12 protein-coding genes and 1 pseudogene are annotated in these 17,724 nt (G+C 72.4%); 7 read left to right on the top strand and 6 right to left on the bottom strand.

The window, feature by feature from the left end; translation table 11 throughout:
• Positions 1-3: 3 nt before the first annotated feature.
• A complete protein-coding gene (locus tag IE142_RS02470) occupies positions 4-285 on the top strand; it encodes a hypothetical protein (protein ID WP_191884154.1) in 282 nt (93 codons plus the stop codon).
• 120 nt (positions 286-405) lie between these two features.
• On the opposite strand, the gene IE142_RS02465 is transcribed toward IE142_RS02470, so the two are convergent.
• Complete coding sequence (locus tag IE142_RS02465) at positions 406-918, bottom strand: MarR family winged helix-turn-helix transcriptional regulator (RefSeq protein ID WP_043372896.1); 513 nt, start codon at positions 916-918, stop codon at positions 406-408.
• A 105-nt stretch (positions 919-1,023) separates the two neighbouring features.
• Between IE142_RS02465 and IE142_RS02460 the strand changes: the two genes are divergently transcribed.
• Positions 1,024-1,950: an EamA family transporter gene (locus IE142_RS02460; RefSeq protein WP_191884153.1), complete on the top strand. Its 927-nt coding sequence runs from the start codon at positions 1,024-1,026 to the stop codon at positions 1,948-1,950.
• A gap of 261 nt (positions 1,951-2,211) precedes the next feature.
• On the opposite strand, the gene pepN (IE142_RS02455) is transcribed toward IE142_RS02460, so the two are convergent.
• The gene (gene pepN, locus IE142_RS02455) at positions 2,212-4,785 is read right to left on the bottom strand and encodes an aminopeptidase N (protein ID WP_191884152.1); all 2,574 of its coding nucleotides are present in this window, start codon (positions 4,783-4,785) and stop codon (positions 2,212-2,214) included.
• A gap of 113 nt (positions 4,786-4,898) precedes the next feature.
• Here pepN (IE142_RS02455) and IE142_RS02450 point away from each other — a divergent pair, with 113 nt between their 5' ends.
• Positions 4,899-5,375 carry a DUF1203 domain-containing protein gene (locus IE142_RS02450; RefSeq protein ID WP_191884151.1) on the top strand — a complete coding sequence of 159 codons (477 nt, stop codon included), beginning with the start codon at positions 4,899-4,901 and terminating at the stop codon, positions 5,373-5,375.
• Positions 5,376-5,385: 10 nt separating this feature from the next.
• On the opposite strand, the gene IE142_RS02445 is transcribed toward IE142_RS02450, so the two are convergent.
• Complete coding sequence (locus tag IE142_RS02445) at positions 5,386-6,402, bottom strand: aspartate-semialdehyde dehydrogenase (RefSeq protein ID WP_043372905.1); 1,017 nt, start codon at positions 6,400-6,402, stop codon at positions 5,386-5,388.
• 348 nt (positions 6,403-6,750) lie between these two features.
• Here IE142_RS02445 and IE142_RS02440 point away from each other — a divergent pair.
• Positions 6,751-7,110, top strand: a pseudogene (locus IE142_RS02440) (sigma-70 RNA polymerase sigma factor region 4 domain-containing protein); the annotation flags it as partial.
• Between the two features lie 555 nt (positions 7,111-7,665).
• Here the strand turns inward: IE142_RS02440 and IE142_RS02430 are convergent.
• Positions 7,666-10,962 (bottom strand): S8 family serine peptidase, encoded by a 3,297-nt coding sequence (locus IE142_RS02430; protein WP_191884150.1) that lies wholly within the window; start codon positions 10,960-10,962, stop codon positions 7,666-7,668.
• Positions 10,963-11,212: 250 nt separating this feature from the next.
• Between IE142_RS02430 and IE142_RS02425 the strand changes: the two genes are divergently transcribed.
• The gene (locus IE142_RS02425) at positions 11,213-11,698 is read left to right on the top strand and encodes an NUDIX hydrolase (protein WP_229830124.1); all 486 of its coding nucleotides are present in this window, start codon (positions 11,213-11,215) and stop codon (positions 11,696-11,698) included.
• Positions 11,699-11,798: 100 nt separating this feature from the next.
• On the top strand, positions 11,799-12,935 hold the full coding sequence (locus IE142_RS02420) for a serine hydrolase domain-containing protein (RefSeq protein ID WP_191884149.1): 1,137 nt from the start codon (positions 11,799-11,801) through the stop codon (positions 12,933-12,935).
• Between the two features lie 79 nt (positions 12,936-13,014).
• Here IE142_RS02420 and IE142_RS02415 read toward each other — a convergent pair whose 3' ends face one another.
• Positions 13,015-14,079: a hypothetical protein gene (locus tag IE142_RS02415; protein WP_191884148.1), complete on the bottom strand. Its 1,065-nt coding sequence runs from the start codon at positions 14,077-14,079 to the stop codon at positions 13,015-13,017.
• A gap of 212 nt (positions 14,080-14,291) precedes the next feature.
• Entirely contained in the window at positions 14,292-16,883 is a 2,592-nt protein-coding gene (gene pepN / locus IE142_RS02410; protein ID WP_191884147.1) for an aminopeptidase N, read from the bottom strand.
• 145 nt (positions 16,884-17,028) lie between these two features.
• Here pepN (IE142_RS02410) and IE142_RS02405 point away from each other — a divergent pair, with 145 nt between their 5' ends.
• Positions 17,029-17,667 (top strand): mycothiol-dependent nitroreductase Rv2466c family protein, encoded by a 639-nt coding sequence (locus tag IE142_RS02405; RefSeq protein ID WP_191884146.1) that lies wholly within the window; start codon positions 17,029-17,031, stop codon positions 17,665-17,667.
• The last annotated feature ends 57 nt before the right edge of the window (positions 17,668-17,724 follow it).

Genomic DNA, 17,724 nt, shown 5'->3' with positions numbered 1-17,724 from the left:
ACCGTGGACAAGAAGAACGCCCTGCGCGCCGGCGCCCTGGCAGCCGGTACGACGCTGATGATGCTGCTCATGTCGTCCCCCGCGCTCGCGCTGACCCGCGACGACGGTGACGACCCCGGCACGGGCCTGAGCGTCATCGAGACGCTGGGCCTCTACGTCCTGGCCCCGATCGCGCTGTTCGTGATCATCGCCGGCCTGGTCATGGTCCTGGACCGGTCCCAGGAGAAGCACCGGGTGACCTCCCGCAACATCAAGACCCGGCCCGAGGCCGACGCCAAGGCCTGACGGGCTCCACCCGACGGGTCCACGGCCCGACGGCCCACCTCAGCTGTACCGAGGGCGCCGGTCCCTCCGCACGTGGCGAACAGCCGCGCGCGGGCGGGACCGGCGCCTTCCGCATGTCGTCTACCTCTCGGTCGCCGACAGCAGGTCCCGCAGCAGGTCGGCCAACTGGCCGGCCCGCCCGGCGTCGAGGGCCGCGGACAGGGCCTCCGTCTGTACGGCGAGGCCCGCGCCGACCGCCTCGTCGACCAGCTCCAGCCCGCGGTCGGTGAGCGTGACCCTGAGGCCCCGGCGGTCGTGCGGGTCGGGGGAGCGGCGCAGCAGCCCGGCCCGTTCCAGCTTGTCGAGGCGGCCCGTCATGCCGCCCGTGGTGAGCATCAGGGTCGCCGAGAGCTGCCGGGGCGAGAGCGCGTACGGCTCCCCGGAGCGGCGCAGCGTCGCCAGGACGTCGAACTCGCCGCGGGAGATGCCGAACCGCGCGTAGGCCTGGTCCATACGCTCGCCGATCGCGCGCGAGAGCCGGTTGACCCGCCCGAAGACCTCCATCGCGGTGGTGTCGAGGTCGGGCCGGACCTCTGCCCACTGGCCGATGATCGCGTCGACCGGGTCCTCGTGCTGCTCGGGGCGCTCACTCATGGGACGAGTATCGGCGCCGGCAAGGTCGGCCGCAAGAAAGTGGCTTGGTAATAAGTTGCTTAGACGTAAGCTACTTATTGTCGACCTACTCGAAGGGGCTTCCCCGTGGCCGTGAACCCTCCCGCCCTCATCGCCCTGACCGCCCTCGCCCCCGTCTCGTGGGGCACCACCTACGCCGTGACCACCGAGTTCCTGCCGCCCGACCGGCCGCTGTTCACGGGGCTGATGCGTGCCCTGCCCGCCGGCCTGCTGCTGCTCGCCCTCGCCCGGGTGCTGCCCCGCGGCGCCTGGTGGTGGAAGGCGGCGGTGCTGGGCGCGCTGAACATCGGGGCCTTCTTCCCGCTGCTGTTCCTCTCCGCCTACCGCCTCCCCGGCGGCATGGCGGCCGTCGTCGGCTCGGTCGGCCCGCTCTTCGTCGTCGGGCTCTCCGCGCTGCTGCTCGGGCAGCGGCCCACCACCCGTTCCGTGCTCGCCGGGGTCGTGGCGGCTTTCGGCGTCAGCCTGGTGGTGCTGAAGGCGGCCGGGGCGCTGGACCCGCTCGGCGCGCTGGCCGCCCTCGCCGCCACCGCGTCCATGTCCACCGGCACCGTGCTCACCAAGCGGTGGGGCCGCCCGGACGGTGTCGGCCCCCTCGCCCTCACCGGCTGGCAGCTGACCGCGGGCGGCCTGCTCATCGCGCCGCTCGCCCTCCTGGCCGAGGGCCCCCCGCCCGCCCTGGACGGCCCGGCCGTCGGCGGCTACCTCTACCTGGCGCTGGCCAACACGGCGGTGGCGTACTGGCTCTGGTTCCGCGGCATGGGCCGGCTCTCCGCGACCCAGGTCACTTTCCTCGGCCCGCTCTCGCCGCTGAGCGCGGCCGTCGTCGGCTGGGCGGCGCTCGGCGAGACGCTGACGCCGGTGCAGCTGGCGGGCATGACACTGGCGCTCGGGGCGACGGTCGCGGGGCAGCTCGCCCCGAGGGGTGGGACGCCGACGCGGCCCGGAACGTTCAGTCTCCTGCAAAGAACGGTCGGGAAGATTCGATGGACCTGAGGAGTGAACCGCTGCGACGGTAGGGCCACCGCGATCGCCGACCAGCGAAAGGACCTCCGTGGCCGTAGCGCGCCGTGCGGCCGGAGAGCGCTGGGCTGCGGTACCGCCGAAGGAGCCTGCGCTGCCGCAGCGCGGACGAGGCTCTGGGCTGCCCAGCAGCGTGGGCCCGTCCCCCCAGAACACCCGCGCGCGCCACCCCACAAGCCTCGGGGGCTCCCGGCGCGGTGCCGGGAGCCCCCGAGGGCGTACTCGTGGCGACGGCTACTCGGCCGCCGCCGCGTCCGCCCGCTGTGCCCGCAGCGCGCGCTCCACGCCCGAACGGGACTCCGAGACCAGCCGGCGCAGGGCCGCGTTCGGCTCGGCGGAGGAGAGCCAGGCGTCCGTGCGGTCCAGGGTCTCCTGCGACACCTGCACCGCCGGGTACAGGCCGACCGCGATCTGCTGGGCCATCTCGTGCGAACGGGACTCCCAGACGCCCTTCAGCGCCTCGAAGTACCGCTCCGTGTACGGCGCCAGCAGCTCGCGCTGGTCGGTCTGGACGAAGCCGGCGATGACCGCTTCCTGCACGGCGTTCGGCAGCTTGTCGGACTCCACGACCGACTCCCAGGCCTCCGCCTTGGCCGCCTCGGTCGGACGGGCGGCACGCGCGGTGGCGGCGTGCCGCTCACCGGCCGCCGTCCTGTCCCGCTCGTACTCGCTCTGGATCTCCGAGCCGCCGAACCGGCCCACGGCCGCCAGCCGCTGCACGAACGCCCATCGCAGCTCGGTGTCGACGGCCAGGCCCTCGATCGTCGTGGTGCCGTCCAGCAGCGCGTCCAGCAGGTCCAGCTGCTCCGGCGTCCTGGCCGTCGCCGCGAATGCCCGCGCCCACGCCAGCTGGTGGTCGCTGCCGGCCTCGGCGGCCCGCAGGTGCGCCAGTGTGGCCTCCGTCCAGCGGGTGAGCAGCGCCTCGCGGGCGGAGGGGGCGGCGTACTGGTCGATGGCCAGCTTCACCTGGCGGTGGAGCGACTGCACCACGCCGATGTCGGACTCCTTGCCGATGCCGGACAGGACCAGGGAGAGGTAGTCGCGGGTGGCGAGCTCCGCGTCCCGGGTCATGTCCCAGGCCGACGCCCAGCACAGGGCGCGCGGCAGCGACTCGGTGAAGTCGCCGAGGTGGTCGGTGACGACGGCCAGTGACTGCTCGTCCAGACGGACCTTCGCGTACGACAGGTCGTCGTCGTTGAGGAGGACGACCGCCGGGCGGCGCTTGCCGACCAGCTGCGGCACGGCCGTCAGCTCGCCGTCCACGTCCAGTTCGGCGCGGTCGCCGCGCACCAGTTTGCCGCCCGCGTCGACGTCGTAGGCGCCGATGGCGATGCGGTGGGGGCGCAGGGTGGGCTCGCCCTTGGCGCCGGCCGGGAGTGCCGGGGCCTCCTGGCGGATGGCGAAGGACGTGATGACGCCCTCGGCGTCCGTCTCGATCTCCGGGCGCAGGACGTTGATGCCGGCCGTCTCCAGCCACGCCTTCGACCAGGTCTTCAGGTCACGGCCGGAGGTCTCCTCCAACGCGCCCAGCAGGTCGGACAGGCGCGTGTTGCCGAAGGCGTGCCGCTTGAAGTACGCCTGCACGCCCCGGAAGAACGCGTCCTCACCGACGTACGCGACGAGCTGCTTGAGCACCGAGGCGCCCTTGGCGTACGTGATGCCGTCGAAGTTGACGAGCACGTCGTCCAGGTCGCTGATGTCCGCCATGATCGGGTGCGTGGACGGCAGCTGGTCCTGCCGGTACGCCCACGTCTTCATCTGGTTGGCGAACGTGGTCCACGAGTGCGGCCACTTCGAGCCGGGCGCGTCGGCCTGGCATGCGGCCTCCGCGTAGGTGGCGAACGACTCGTTCAGCCACAGGTCGTTCCACCACTCCATGGTGACCAGGTCGCCGAACCACATGTGCGCCAGCTCGTGCAGGATCGTGGCGGCCCGCACCTCGTAAGCGGCGTCCGTCACCTTCGAACGGAACACGTACTGGTCGCGGATGGTCACCGCGCCCGCGTTCTCCATCGCGCCGGCGTTGAACTCCGGCACGAAGAGCTGGTCGTACTTCTTGAACGGGTACGGGTAGTCGAACTTCTCCTGGAACCACTCGAAGCCCTGGCGGGTCACGTCGAAGATGGCGTCCGCGTCGAGGTGCTCGGCGAGCGAGGGGCGGCAGTAGATGCCGAGCGGCACCGACTGGCCGTCCTTCTCGTACACGCTGTGCACCGAGTGGTACGGGCCGACGATCAGCGCCGTGATGTACGACGAGATGCGCGGGGTCGGCTCGAAGACCCAGACGTTGTCCTGGGGCTCCGGGGTGGGCGAGTTGGAGATGACCGTCCAGCCCTCGGGCGCCTTCACGGTGAACTGGAAGGTGGCCTTGAGGTCGGGCTGCTCGAAGCTCGCGAAGACGCGGCGCGCGTCCGGCACCTCGAACTGCGTGTACAGGTACGCCTGGTCGTCGACCGGGTCGACGAAGCGGTGCAGGCCCTCGCCGGTGTTGGTGTACGCGCAGTCGGCGGCCACGCGCAGGATGTTGCGGCCCGGCAGCAGCCCCGCGAGGGCGATGCGGGAGTCCTGGAACACCTCGGCGGGGTCGAGGGCGTCGCCGTTCAGCGTCACCTCGTGGACCGTCGGCGCGACCAGGTCGATGAAGGACTCGCCGCCGCCCTCGGCGACGTCGAAGCGCACCGTGGTCACGGACCGGTAGGTGCCGCCCTCCTGCGCGCCGGTGAGGTCGAGATCGATCTCGTACGAGTCAACGGTCAGCAGCTTCGCCCGCTGCTGCGCCTCTTCGCGAGTCAGGTTTGTGCCAGGCACGCGGTCATCTCCTCGTTATGTGTGGGTTGCGCCATCCTTCCACGCGGCCGGTACGGAACGCGATGTCCATTTCCCGCCGGTGCGCGGACCGGGTACGCGTGAGCCTGGGTTCCATGCAGCACTACACCGCACGGCCCGTTCCGCCGGCCGCCCTGAAGGAACTGCGCACCACCGACGACGCGGGCCGCGCACCCGCCCCGCGGACCGACGGGGAAGGCGGCGCCCCGCTGCGCTGCTGCCTGCGCCGCAGCCGCCCGGGGGAGACGATCGCCCTCGTCTCCTACGCCCCGCTGCGCCGCTGGGCGGCGCGGACCGGCACCGATCCGGGCGCGTACGACGAGCAGGGGCCGGTCTTCATCCACGCCGGGGAGTGCGCGGGCCCGGAGGCCGACGGCCTCGCCTTCACCGACTCGCACCGAGTCCTGCGCCGCTACCGCGCCGACGGGCGCATCCTGGGCGGGCGGCTGGTCGAGGAGCCCGACGCCTTCGCACCGGCCCTCCGGGAAGCGTTCGACGACCCGGCCGTGGCGTTCGTCCACGTCCGGGCCGTCGAGTACGGCTGCTTCCTCTACGAGGTGAGGCGGGGCTAGCCCCAGGGGCCTAGCCCTTGAGCTCCGCCGCCACCAGCTCCGCGATCTGGACCGCGTTCAGGGCCGCGCCCTTGCGCAGGTTGTCGTTGGAGACGAAGAGGGCGAGGCCGTTGTCTACGGTCTCGTCCTGGCGGATGCGGCCCACGTACGACGGGTCCTGGCCGGCCGCCTCCAGCGGGGTCGGCACCTCGGTGAGCGCGACGCCGGGGGCGCCGGCCAGCAGCTCCTTGGCGCGCTCCACGCTGATCGGGCGGGCGAAGCGGGCGTTGATCTGGAGGGAGTGGCCGCTGAAGACGGGCACGCGCACGCAGGTACCGGAGACCTTCAGCTCCGGGATCTCCAGGATCTTGCGGGACTCGTTGCGGAGCTTCTGCTCCTCGTCCGTCTCGTGCAGGCCGTCGTCCACGATGGAGCCGGCCAGCGGCAGCACGTTGTACGCGATCGGCGCCACGTACTTGTCCGGCTTCGGGAACTCCACCGCGGAGCCGTCGTGGGTGAGCTTGGGCGCGTCCGCGCCGACCTTCTGGACCTGCTCGAACAGCTCGTCCACGCCCGCCAGACCGGAACCGGACACGGCCTGGTAGGTGGCGACGACGAGCGCCTGGAGGCCCGCCTCCGCGTGCAGCGGACGCAGCACGGGCATCGCGGCCATCGTGGTGCAGTTCGGGTTGGCGATGATGCCCTTGGGGCGGTCGGCGATCGCGTGCGGGTTGACCTCGGACACCACCAGCGGGACCTGCGGGTCACGGCGCCAGGCGGAAGAGTTGTCGATCACGACCGGGCCCTGCGCGGCGACCTTCTCGGCCAGCGCCTTGGAGGTGGCGCCGCCCGCGGAGAACAGCACGATGTCCAGGCCGGAGTAGTCGGCGGTGGCCGCGTCCTCCACCGTCACGCCGTCCAGCTCCTTGCCGGCGCTGCGGGCCGAGGCGAAGAGCCTCAGTTCGGTGACCGGGAAGTTCCGCTCCGTGAGAATCCTGCGCATGACCGTGCCGACCTGACCGGTGGCTCCGACGATTCCGACCCTCACGGTGACTCCTTCTCCGTTGTGCGCGTGTCTTCACGCGCGCTTTGCTCGGCCGAGACTTTTCCATCATGCGGCGCGGCCCGGCCCACCTGTCCAATTCTTTGCGCGGTGCGCCCGCGCACTGGGACGAGGCGGCTCGGGCAGTGGGTGCGGTCCTTTCGCGAAAACCCCGGCTGAGCTGCAGAAATTCCGCCGACCGGACCCCGCGCCGCAAGCTGTGCTGTTCCGCCCCTGCCCATCCCTTCCCACCCCACACGACGATGTGACGTATGCCTCTCGCCGGGGCGGGTGCGCTCCGGCGAACGTTTCGGGCCGCCGCGGCGTCATAGGGGAAACGCGGTGAGGGGAGGGGTGGCCGTGCTGCGCGGAAGGGTTCGCCGCGGCCAGGGGGACGCCGTGCGCGACGATCCCCTGGACGCGGCCCAGGAGCGCAGGGTGCGGGCGGTGCTCGCGCTCGGCGGCGTGCCGCAGGCGGACCTGCCGGACGGGGTGCAGCAGGTCCGCCTGCGGCTGCTGGAGCGGACGGCGAGCGGCCGGGAGGCGCCCCGCGACGTGTCCGCCTGGGCGGCGGTCGTCGCCTCCAACCTGGCCATGGACTGGCACCGGGCCAGGCGCCGGCAGGACCGGCTGGGCGAACGCCTGGCCGCCCTGCGCCAGACCGAGCAGCCCTCCGGGGAAGACACCAGCCTGCTCTCCCTGGCCGTCGCCCGGGTGCAGACCGGCGGCGGCACGGACGACGCGGCCGGCCAGGCGGCGTCCGGCGCCCAGCAGGACGGCTCCGCCTCGGGGGCCGCCCCTGACCAGGAGGCCGGGCTCGTCTTCGGCACCCCCCGTTACCTGGCCTGCGCCCGCCTGGTCGCCGAGGGCACGGTGACCGGCGCCGATCCGCTGCCGGGGGAGGCCCGGCACCGGATCACGCTCCGGGTGACCCGCTCGTACGCACCGGCGGCGAGCGCGCCGCCGCAAGCGAGCACCGGGCCGACGGCGAGCATCGGGCCGCGGCCCGGGACCGAGCCGGTGACCTTCCTCCTGGACGACGCCACCGCCCGGCTCCGCCCCGGCGACCGGGTGCTGGTCGGCGTCTCGCGGGACGGGACCGGCGCCGACACGGTGATCACCGGCGAGCGGAACATCGCCACCGCCCGCACCTGGATCAGCGCCTCCCTGCCCGAGTCCCGGACTCTCACCTGCGACTGACCTCCCGCAGGAAGCCGAAAGGGGCGGGCGCCCCGCAGAGCACCCGCCCCTGACGCGCACCGCACCGGACTACGGCACGACCTTCCCGATCCGTACGCTGCCGAGGCCCGCGGCCGTGCCGTGGGCGTTCACCAGCTGGACCCGGCCGAAGAACTCGCGGCCCTCCGGGGCGGCGGCCAGCGCCGTGACGCTGCCGGAGACCGTCGCGGAGCCGCCCGTGCCGAGCTTCACCGGCGCCGAGCCGTCCACGGTGACCGAGCCGAGGGTGGCGGCGAAGTACACGTCCCGGTAGTCGTACTCCGTGCTGCCCGAAGGCACCGCGTAGCCCACGACCTCGACGGTGTACGCGCCGGCGGCCGGCTTCGGAACGGAGACCGACTCCTCCGAGTCGCCGTCGGCGGACTGGCCGACGACGTTGCCGTCCTTGTCGTAGACCGTCAGGTCCAGGTCGGCTGCCGCGTCGGAGACGCCGCCGATGGCCACGTCCAGCGACTCGGCGCCCTCGGGCACCTCCACCGTGGACCTCTTCGTCTCACCCTGCGCGATCGTCGGGCGGGACGTCTCGGCCGAGCCGAGCGGGCCGCCGACCAGCTTGCCGTCGATCGGACCGTACCGGTTCGTCACCTTCCAGGAGGCGTCGGCCGGGGTGCCGACCTTCGCCTCGGGCACGGTCACGACCTCCGGGTCGAAGGTGGCGCCGAGGACGGTGACGTCCAGCTCGTACGGGTTGTCCAGCAGCGGCGAGGTGCGCCGCGACTCGACCTCGATCTCCCAGACGCCGGGCTGCGGGGCGGCGTACGCGCGCACGTCGGGCCGGCAGCCGTTGCCGTCGAGGTAGTTGTTGTAGCAGTACGGCGTGGAGGTGCTGTCGGCCGGGACGCCGTACGGGTGGATGGCGATGAACCGGGTCTGGCTGCCCTCCTTCAGGCCGCTCATCGCCACCTCGAGCGTCTTCGCGCCCCCGGGGACGGTCACGAAGTACGACTCGGTGCTGTTGCGCTGCACGGAGTCCTTCGCGGAGAAGTCGTACTCCAGCGGGGCCGAGGCCACGACCGTGGTCAGGACCAGCTTGTCGGTGCCCTCGGTGCGCGGGTCGTCGACCTCGAGGATCGCGCTCTTGATGCCCTCGGAGCGCGGCTCGGCCTGCACCTTGACGGTCACCGGCTCGTTCAGCGGCAGCCTCACCTCGTCGGAGCCGACGATCCGGAAGGTGCCGCCGGTGTTGTTCTCGAAGTGCAGCTCGTGCCGGATCGCCCGGTCCGCGCCGGAGGTGCGGGTGAGCGTGATCTCGTACGTCCTGCGCTCGCCGGCCTTCAGGCCGCCCTCGCGGTCGTAGAGGCCGGTGCCGTGGCCCGGCTTCTCCAGGAACTGGTCGATCGCGGTGTCGACCGGCGCCTCGACGGTGTACTCGTGGGCGGTGGCGCCCTTGCGGATCGACCGCCAGGCGTCGGGGATGTTGATCAGACCCGCGCCCTCCTCGTACGCCTGCACGCCCTTGATGTGGTCGGCGGTCGAGGTCAGCGCCGTGCGCAGCTTCGCCGGGGTCAGCTCGATGTCCGCCTGCTTCGCGGCCGACAGCAGCAGCGCCGAGGCGCCGGCGGCCTGCGGGGAGGCCATCGAGGTGCCCTGGAGCATGCCGTAGCCGGCGGGCAGGTCGTAGCCCGCCTCCGGGACCGGGGCGCCGGGTGCCCAGGTCTGGATGGTGTTGACCGCCGCGCCGGGCGCGGTCAACGTCGGCGTGAAGCCGCCGTCCTCACGCGGGCCGCGCGAGGAGAACGGCATCATGGCGTACTTCTTCTTCACCGCGGAGCCGTAGTTGGCGGCCCAGGTCTCGCGGGAGATGGACGCGCCGACCGAGATCACCTTGTCCGCGAGCGACGGGTCGCCGATGGTGTTGGCGCCGGGGCCGGAGTTGCCCGCGGAGATCACCAACTGGACGCCGTAGGTGTCGATGAGCCGCGTGTACAGCTCGGCGCGGGCGTTGTTGCCGTCGTTGAGTGCCGGGAGGCCGCCGATCGACATGTTGACGATGTCGACGCCGCGGTTGACGACGAGGTCGAACATGCCCTCGGTGAGCGCGACGTTGGTGCAGCCGCCGCTCCAGGTGCAGGCGCGCGACGAGACGATCTTCGCGCCCGGGGCCGCGCCGTCCATCCGGCCGCCGAACAGGCCGTTGGCGGCGGCGAGGCCGGCCACGTGCGTGCCGTGCGAGCCCTCGATGACGCCGATGTTGACGAAGTCGGCCTTCGCGCCGGCCCCGTTGTGGACGACGTCCTTGCGGATCTCGACGACGAACGGCTGGCGCTCGGCCACGTCCGTCTTCGGGTCGTCGGTGCCGAAGTACCCGACCTGGAAGCCGTCCTTGTAGGGCTTCATGGGGGTGTCGTCGGCGAAGTCGTTGTTGTTGTTCAGGTCGACGCGGACCGTGCCGGCCGCCTTGTCGTACAGCACGCCCCAGGAGTCGGTGGTGTCACCGTCCCGGTTGGCGTCGCCGGCCGCGTCACCGCCGGTGGTGTACGACTCCAGGAAGGTGCTCACCTGGTAGGAGCCCGCCGGGGCCGCCCAGGTCTTCCCCTCGTAGGTGAAGGTGGGCCCGGAGACGGAGGTGGTCATCGGGCGCCAGGTGCGGTCGCCGTCGACGACCGGGTCGGTCGCGGTGACCCAGTCGACGATCTTGCGCTCGCCGGTGGTGGTCTTCTGCAGCGCCGGGTGGCCGAGGTCGACGCCGGAGTCGAGGATGCCGATGGTGATGCCGCGGCCGTCCGCCTTCGGGTACTTCTTCACGAAGTCGACGGCGCCCGTCTCGAAGGAGGGGTTGTACGGGTTCTCGGCGGGGGTGCGGCGGTCCGGCGCCGGGTAGGAGCGGCCCTCGCGGTGCTCGGCGCCCTTCGCCCGGTCCGCGCTCGGCGTCGGGTCGTCCAGCGGGATCTCGTCGCGCAGGTCGATGCCGTGCACGGAGGAGAGCTCGGTGGCGGCGGCGATGGCCGAGTCCGCTTTGCCGGTGGGGACGGTGGCGCGGACGTAGCCGAGCTCGTCGTAGGTCCGGCCGACGCTGCCGCCGTCGACCGAATCCAGCTCCTTCGCCACCTGCTCCGTCTTGCCGGGGGCGGTGGCGACCATCATGGTGACGGTCTCGGTACCGTCGGCCTTCGCCTCGGCGAGCAGGTCCGCGTCGTCCGAACCGAGCTTGTCGTGCGCCGACTTGACGGAGGCGTCGGCGGGCGGGGTGGCCTGGGGGCCGTCGGCGGCGAAGGCCACGGGTATCGGCCCGGCGGCGCAGAGCGCGGCGACGAGGCCCGTGGCCACGGCCAGGCGGGCCGCGCGTCTCGCGCCCGGTATCGGTTCGCGCTGGGGGGTGTGGGTCATCGGCATCCCTTGTAGGTAAAGGAACGTGCGTGAACGACCGGGGCCGATCGGTCCTGGCCGCAACAGTCCGGAATCCGATCCCGGACGACCGCTCAGCTTTACGCAAGGGCTCACCGTTTGGGGAGAGTTGTCCGGGGCGGTATGGAGTCATGGCGTACTTCCGCCATACGCCATCGGGTACACAAGGGACGGGCTGTGACATTCCTGTGAGCCGTGTCGCGCTCCGGGCCGGGCGGGTTAACGTCCCGGAGTGCTGCGAGAACTGAGGGTGGCGGCCTACGCCGTATGCGTCCGCGACGGGCAGGTGCTGCTCGCCCGGTCCCCCGGCCCCGGCGGGGTCCCCGAGTGGGTGCTGCCGGGCGGCGGCACGGAACACGGCGAGGACCCCCACGACACCGTCGTGCGCGAGGTCGAGGAGGAGACCGGCTACCGCGTCGAGCCCACCGCCCTGCTCGGGGTCGACTCCAGTCGCCGCACCCGCCCGAGCCGGTTCGGCCCCGGCAGGCTGCTGCGGCGGACCGTGGACCACCACGGCGTACGGCTCGTCTACGAGGCCCGGGTCACCGGCGGCGACCTGCGGTTCGAAGTCGGCGGTTCCACCGACCTGGCGGCCTGGCAGGACCTGGACGCCGTGCCCGGGCTGACCCGGGTGCCGCTGGTCGACGCGGGACTGCGGCTGTGGCGGGAGAGGCCGCCGGCGGGGCGGCCCGGGTGCCACGGGGCGAAAGAGGGCTGAATCCGGCTCAACCGTCCCCGGGCACCGCAACCTTCGCGGCGCCCGCCCCGTCCGTCCCACCGACCGGGCAACACCGAGGACGCAGACGATGGGGGAAGACATGACCGCACGTGCACGCACCACCCTGATGGCGGCCACCGCCGTGGCACTGTCGATCGCGGTGGCGGGACCCGCCGTGGCGGCGCCCGCCACCGGCGGCCACGACGCGACCCGCCGTGCCATGGAGGCCGCCGTCACCGCCGGTGTGCCCGGCGTGACCGCGTCCGCCAGGGACGCCCACGGGACCTGGTCCGAGGCCGTCGGAACGGGGGACCTGAGGACCGGCGAACCGCGTTCGGAGCGGGACCGTTACCGGGTCGGCAGCATCACCAAGACGTTCGTCGCCACCGTCCTGCTCCAGCTGGAGGCCGAGGGCAGGCTGTCGCTGGACGACACGGTGGACGAGTGGCTGCCGGGCGTGGTCGAGGGCAACGGCCACGACGGCGGCCGCATCACTGTGCGCCAACTCCTCAACCACACCAGCGGCGTCTACAACTACACGGCCGACGAGGAGTTCGTCCGCGCCTACTTCCTCGAGGACGGCTTCTTCGAGCACCGCTACGACACGGTGACGCCGCGCGAACTGGTCGCGGTCGCCATGACCCACGAACCGGACTTCGCCCCGGGCGCCGGCTGGAGGTACTCCAACACCAACTACGTCCTGGCCGGCATGGTGATCGAGGAGGTCACCGGGCGCCCGTACGGCGACGAGGTGCGCCGCCGCGTCATCGAGCCGCTGAAGCTCCGGGCCACGTCGGTCCCGGGCACCAGGACCACCCTGCCGCGGCCCAGCAGCCGCGCCTACTCCAAGCTGGCCGGGGCGGCCACCGGCCCGACGTACGACGTCACGCGGCTCAACCCGTCCATCGCCGGGGCGGCAGGCGAGATGATCTCCAGCTCCGCCGACCTGAACCGCTTCTACACGGCCCTGTTCCGCGGCAGGCTGCTGCCCGCCGAGCAGCTGGCCGAGATGACGACCACGGTCCCCGCGGAGCCGGGTGTCGAGTACGGTCTCGGCCTGATCAAGCGGCGACTCGACTGCGGGGTGACCGTCTGGGGCCACGCCGGAGGCATTCACGGCTCCTCGTCGGAGGCGGTGACGACGAGGGACGGCCGGCACGCCCTCGCCTTCAACTTCAACGGCGACTGGGCGGGGGACAGCGGGGCGGTGACCGAGGCGGAGTTCTGCGCGAAGTAGACGCCGCAGCGTCAGGAGGGGCGCCCCCGGCACGGCGGCGCCCCTCCTCTCCCCTCCTCGTGGTCGTCCCGGTCCGTCACTACCGGGGCAGCACCACGACGTACGCGGCGGGTTCCCTGTCCCCGGCCGCCATCAACGCCGTACGGACCACGGCCGCCTGATGTTCCGGACGGTCCCGCACCTTGCGCGGCGTCAGGTGCACGACCGTGACGCCCAGCCGCTCCAGGTGCTCGCGCTTGCGGGCGTGTTCGGCCCGGAGCGCCTCGTCCTCCTGCTGCCGGTGGGCGCGGGTGTCCAGCTCCAGTGCCACCGAGTGCTCGGGCCAGAAGGCGTCCACGCCGCCCAGGTGCGGTCCGCCGGGCAGGCGCAGGTCGACGTTCCACAGCGGCTCCGGCAGCCCGTGCTCGCGCACCATCCGGTACAGGCGCTGCTCGGCCAGCGCCCGCCCCTCGGCGACCAGCGAGTCAACGGCGTCCACCACGTGCGGGCGGCTGAGCAACCGGGCCCGGTTCAGTTCCCGGACCACCGCCGCCGGTTCGCAGTGCCCGTCGCGTACCGCCTCCGTCAGCAGCCGGCGGACCACGCCCGCGTCCGTCAGCTCCGCCACGGCGTCCGCCAGGGCCCGCGCCACCGGCGCCACCGGAACCCCGGTGATCAGCTGGGCGGAGGGCAGCGCGGCCGTGCGGACGACGCGTGCCCAGCCCGTCGTGCGCAAGCGGCGCAGTCTCGGCACCAGGACGTCGATGACCTCCAGGGACGGCAGCGGGGGAGTCGTGGAGAAGCCGTGCAACGTCAGCGCGGCCAGCCCCGTGACCATCGCCTCCGTGTAGGGGGCAGCGGGCTCGTCCTCACCGCCCGGCTGGACCGGCACGGACGCGGTGACGCCCGGGCCCGATCCGCCGGAACGCTCCCGTGCCGCGTACAGGAGCACCGCGTGCAGGCGCTCGTCGCTCGTGGGCGGGCCCGGGTGGAGCAGGACGACGTTCGGCAGCAGTTGCTGCCAGGGTCCGCCCGGCCGGCACTGCGCGTCGGCCTCGGCGGCGGAGACACCGTGCGCCCGCAGCTGAGCGGTCGTCATCAGCCGGCGCCGGCCGTCGGTCAGCTGGCGCAGGGGGCGAGGGGAGAGCGGGGTGTTGTGCGTCATGACCGGCAATTTCCCGCGCCCGATCCCTCCCTTAACCGCTGTTACAAGTCCATCGACGAATCAGGACAAGGCCGCCCTCAAGGACGGGTGTTCGGATGTCGAGAACCCCTGGTCCGCGCAGGTGCGGCCAGGGGTTACGGCTGCTGTTGACGGAATTCCGTAACGATCACGGAATGCCGAATCATTGGCCAGAGGTGGGGGCGGCCGGAAGGCTAGCGGCCGGCCGCCGCGTCACACGCCTGCCCCCGCAGCGCCCGCGCCAGGTCGTCCCGCGCCTCCAGCACCAGCCGCCGCAGCGCCGGCGCGGCCCCCTCGTGCGCGGACAGCCACGCGTCCGTCGCCTCCAGGGTGTCCCTGGAGTCCCGCAGCGACGGGAACAGCCCCCGCACCACGTCCATCCCGATCTGGATCGACCGCTCGTCCCACACCCGCTCGATCGCCGCGAAGTACTTCTCCGCGTACGGCGCGAGCAGCTCCCGCTGCGAGGCCTGCGCGAAGCCCGCGATGGTCGCCTCCACCAGGGCGTTGGACAGCGCGTCCGACTCCACGACCTGCGCCCAGGCCTGCGCCTTCACCGCCGCCGACGGCCGGGCCGCCAGACAGCGCACCTGGTGGCGCTTGCCGGAGGCCGTGTCGTCCCGGGCCAGCTCGGCGGCCAGCAGGCTCTCGTCGGCCTCGCCGTGCGCGGCCAGCGGCTCCAGGAACGCCCAGCGCAGCTCCTGGTCCACATCCAGGCCGTCGATCTTCTCCGTGCCCTCCAGCAGCCCGCGCAGCAGCCGCAGCTCCGGCTCCCCGGAGGCGACCGCCGCGAAGAACCGCGCCCACGCGAGCTGCTGCCCGCTGCCCGGCGCCGCGCCCCGCAGCTCGCGCAGCGCGCCCTCGCCCAGCAGCCGGCCACCGGCCTCCCGCCACTCGGGGGCCACGTAGTGCGTCAGCGCCGAGCCGGCCCAGGCGTGCAGCATCTGCAGGACGCCGATGTCGGACTCGCGCCCGGCGAACCGCATCACCAGGCCGGCGAAGTCCCGGGCCGGCAGCAGCGCGTCCCGGGTCATGTTCCACAGCGCCGACCAGCACAGGGCGCGGGCCAGCGGGTCGGTCAGCGCGCCCAGGTGCTCGCGCAGCGTCGCCAGCGACGTCTCGTCGAAGCGGGTCTTGCAGTACGTCAGGTCGTCGTCGTTGACGAGGACCAGCTCGGGCGCCTCGGCACCGGCCAGCTCCGCCACCACCGTGCGCGGCCCGTCGACGTCCACCTCGGCACGCGCGTACCGTTCCAGGGCGCCCTCGGCCGTACGCCGGTACAGGCCCACCGCCACCCGGTGCGGACGCAGCTCGGGGTGCTCCGCCGGGGCGATCACAGCGGCCTCCTGCACCACGGCCAGCTCGTCGACCGTGCCCGCCTCGCTCAGCAGCACCTGCGGGGTCAGCGAGTTGACGCCCGCCGTCTGCAGCCAGGAGCGCGACCAGGCCGCCATGTCCCGCCCGCTGGTCTCCTCCAGCACCGAGAGCAGGTCACCGAGCCGGGTGTTGCCGTACGCGTGCCGCTTGAAGTAGCGCCGGGCGCCCTCCAGGAAGGCGTCCTGCCCGACGTACGCCACCAGCTGCTTGAGCACCGAGGCGCCCTTGGCGTACGTGATGCCGTCGAAGTTGAGCTTGGCGTCCTGGAGGTCGCGGATGTCGGCGGTGATCGGGTGCGTGGACGGGAGCTGGTCGGCGCGGTACGCCCAGGCCTTGCGGCGGTTGGCGAAGGTGATCCAGCCGTCGGTGAAGCGGGTCGCACCGACCAGCGAGAAGGCGCCCATGAAGTCCGCGAAGGACTCCTTCAGCCACAGGTCGTCCCACCACTCCATGGTGACCAGGTCGCCGAACCACATGTGCGCCATCTCGTGCAGGATGACGTTGGCGCGGCTCTCGTACGACGCCCGCGTCACCTTCCCCCGGAAGATGAACTCCTCACGGAAGGTGACCAGTCCCGGGTTCTCCATCGCGCCGAGGTTGTACTCGGGCACGAACGCCTGGTCGTACTTCCCGAAGGGGTACGGGTAGTCGAAGTGGTCGTGGAAGAAGTCCAGGCCCTGCTTGGTGACCAGGAAGACGTCGTCGGCGTCGAAGTGCGGGGCGAGCCCCTTGCGGCACATGGCGCCGAGCGGGATCTCCAGCCGCGTGCCGTCCTCGAAGGTCCGCTCGTAGGAGTCCGTCACGTAGTGGTACGGACCCGCGACCACGCACGTGATGTACGTCGAGATCGGCTTGGTCTCCGCGAACCGCCACACACCGTCGGTGAGTTCGCCGACGCCGTTGCTCCACACCGTCCAGCCCTCGGGTGCCCGCACCTCGAAACGGAAGGGCGCCTTGAGGTCCGGCTGCTCGAAGTTGGCGAAAACGCGGCGGGAGTCGGCCGGCTCGTACTGGGTGTACAGGTAGACCTCGCCGTCCTCGGGGTCGACGAAGCGGTGCAGGCCCTCCCCGGTGCGGGAGTACGCGCACCGGGCGTCGACGACCAGCTCGTTCTCGGCGGCCAGGTCCTCCAGCGCGATGCGGGAGCCGTCGAAGACCTCGCTCGGGTCGAGGTCGCGGCCGTTGAGGGACACCGCGGTCACGCTGGGCGCGATCAGGTCGGCGAAGCTGCTCGCGCCGGGCTCGTTGCAGCGGAAGCGGATCGTGGTCACGGAACGGAAGGTGCGCGGACCCTCACCCTCCGCCTCACCGGTGGCCGAGCGCACGTCGAGGGACACCTCGTACCCGTCGACGGACAGCAGGGCGGCCCGCTCCCGGGCCTCGTCGCGGGACAGATTCTCACCGGGCACGGGCGGCACTCCCTCGGGTGGTGTTCAGCATGCGGACAGCACCGATCCTGCCATGTGCCCCTGACGCGCGGCAGCCGGGAATGGCCACGGCGGCCGACCGGTTGCCAGGAGAAAAGCTCGGTTGCGTCGCCTCCTGAGGAGAGACATGTCCAAGAAGACCCCCGTCGACTTCTGGTTCGACCCGCTGTGCCCCTGGGCCTGGATGACCTCCCGTTGGGTCCTGGAGGTGGAGAAGGTCCGGGACATCGAGGTCCGCTGGCACGTCATGAGCCTCGCCGTCCTCAACGAGGACAAGATCGACGAGCTGCCCGAGGAGTACCGCGAGATGCTCCGGACCAAGGCGTGGGGCCCGGTCCGCGTCGTCATCGCGGCCCAGGAGCAGCACGGCGCCGAGGTGCTCGGCGACCTCTACACCGCGCTCGGCACCCGCTTCCACAACCAGGGCGAGGGCCCGGAGAAGGAGACGGTGGCCGCCGCCCTGAAGGACGTCGGCCTGCCCGAGTCCCTCATGGACCACTGGGACGACACGCCCTACGAGCCCCAGCTGCGCGCCTCCCACAAGGAGGGCATCGACAAGGTCGGCCAGGAGGTCGGCACCCCGGTCATCGCCGTCCCCGGCGCCGACGGCGAGCAGCTCGCCTTCTTCGGCCCGGTCGTCACCCCCGCCCCCAAGGGCGAGGACGCCGCCAAGCTCTGGGACGGCACCCTCGCGGTCGCCTCCGTCCCCGGCTTCTACGAGATCAAGCGCACCCGCACCAAGGGCCCCGACTTCAGCAACCTGTAGGGCCGCGCCGGCTCCCACGAGTACCGGGCGGAGCCCGTCGGCGCCGCCGTTGTGCCG

The organism is Streptomyces mutabilis (genome assembly GCF_014649815.1).
Taxonomy (GTDB): Bacteria; Actinomycetota; Actinomycetes; order Streptomycetales; family Streptomycetaceae; genus Streptomyces; species Streptomyces mutabilis.
Note: the sequence above shows the minus strand (reverse complement) of the source record. Positions and strands in the feature narration are given on the sequence as shown.

Excerpts from the sequence above, each read along its gene's own strand:
- IE142_RS02465 (WP_043372896.1), bottom strand. The coding sequence starts at position 918 with ATGAGTGAGCGCCCCGAGCAGCACGAGGACCCGGTCGACGCGATCATC.
- IE142_RS02450 (WP_191884151.1), top strand. The coding sequence starts at position 4,899 with ATGCAGCACTACACCGCACGGCCCGTTCCGCCGGCCGCCCTGAAGGAA.
- IE142_RS02430 (WP_191884150.1), bottom strand. The coding sequence starts at position 10,962 with ATGACCCACACCCCCCAGCGCGAACCGATACCGGGCGCGAGACGCGCG.
- IE142_RS02420 (WP_191884149.1), top strand. The coding sequence starts at position 11,799 with ATGACCGCACGTGCACGCACCACCCTGATGGCGGCCACCGCCGTGGCA.
- IE142_RS02415 (WP_191884148.1), bottom strand. The coding sequence starts at position 14,079 with ATGACGCACAACACCCCGCTCTCCCCTCGCCCCCTGCGCCAGCTGACC.
- IE142_RS02405 (WP_191884146.1), top strand. The coding sequence starts at position 17,029 with ATGTCCAAGAAGACCCCCGTCGACTTCTGGTTCGACCCGCTGTGCCCC.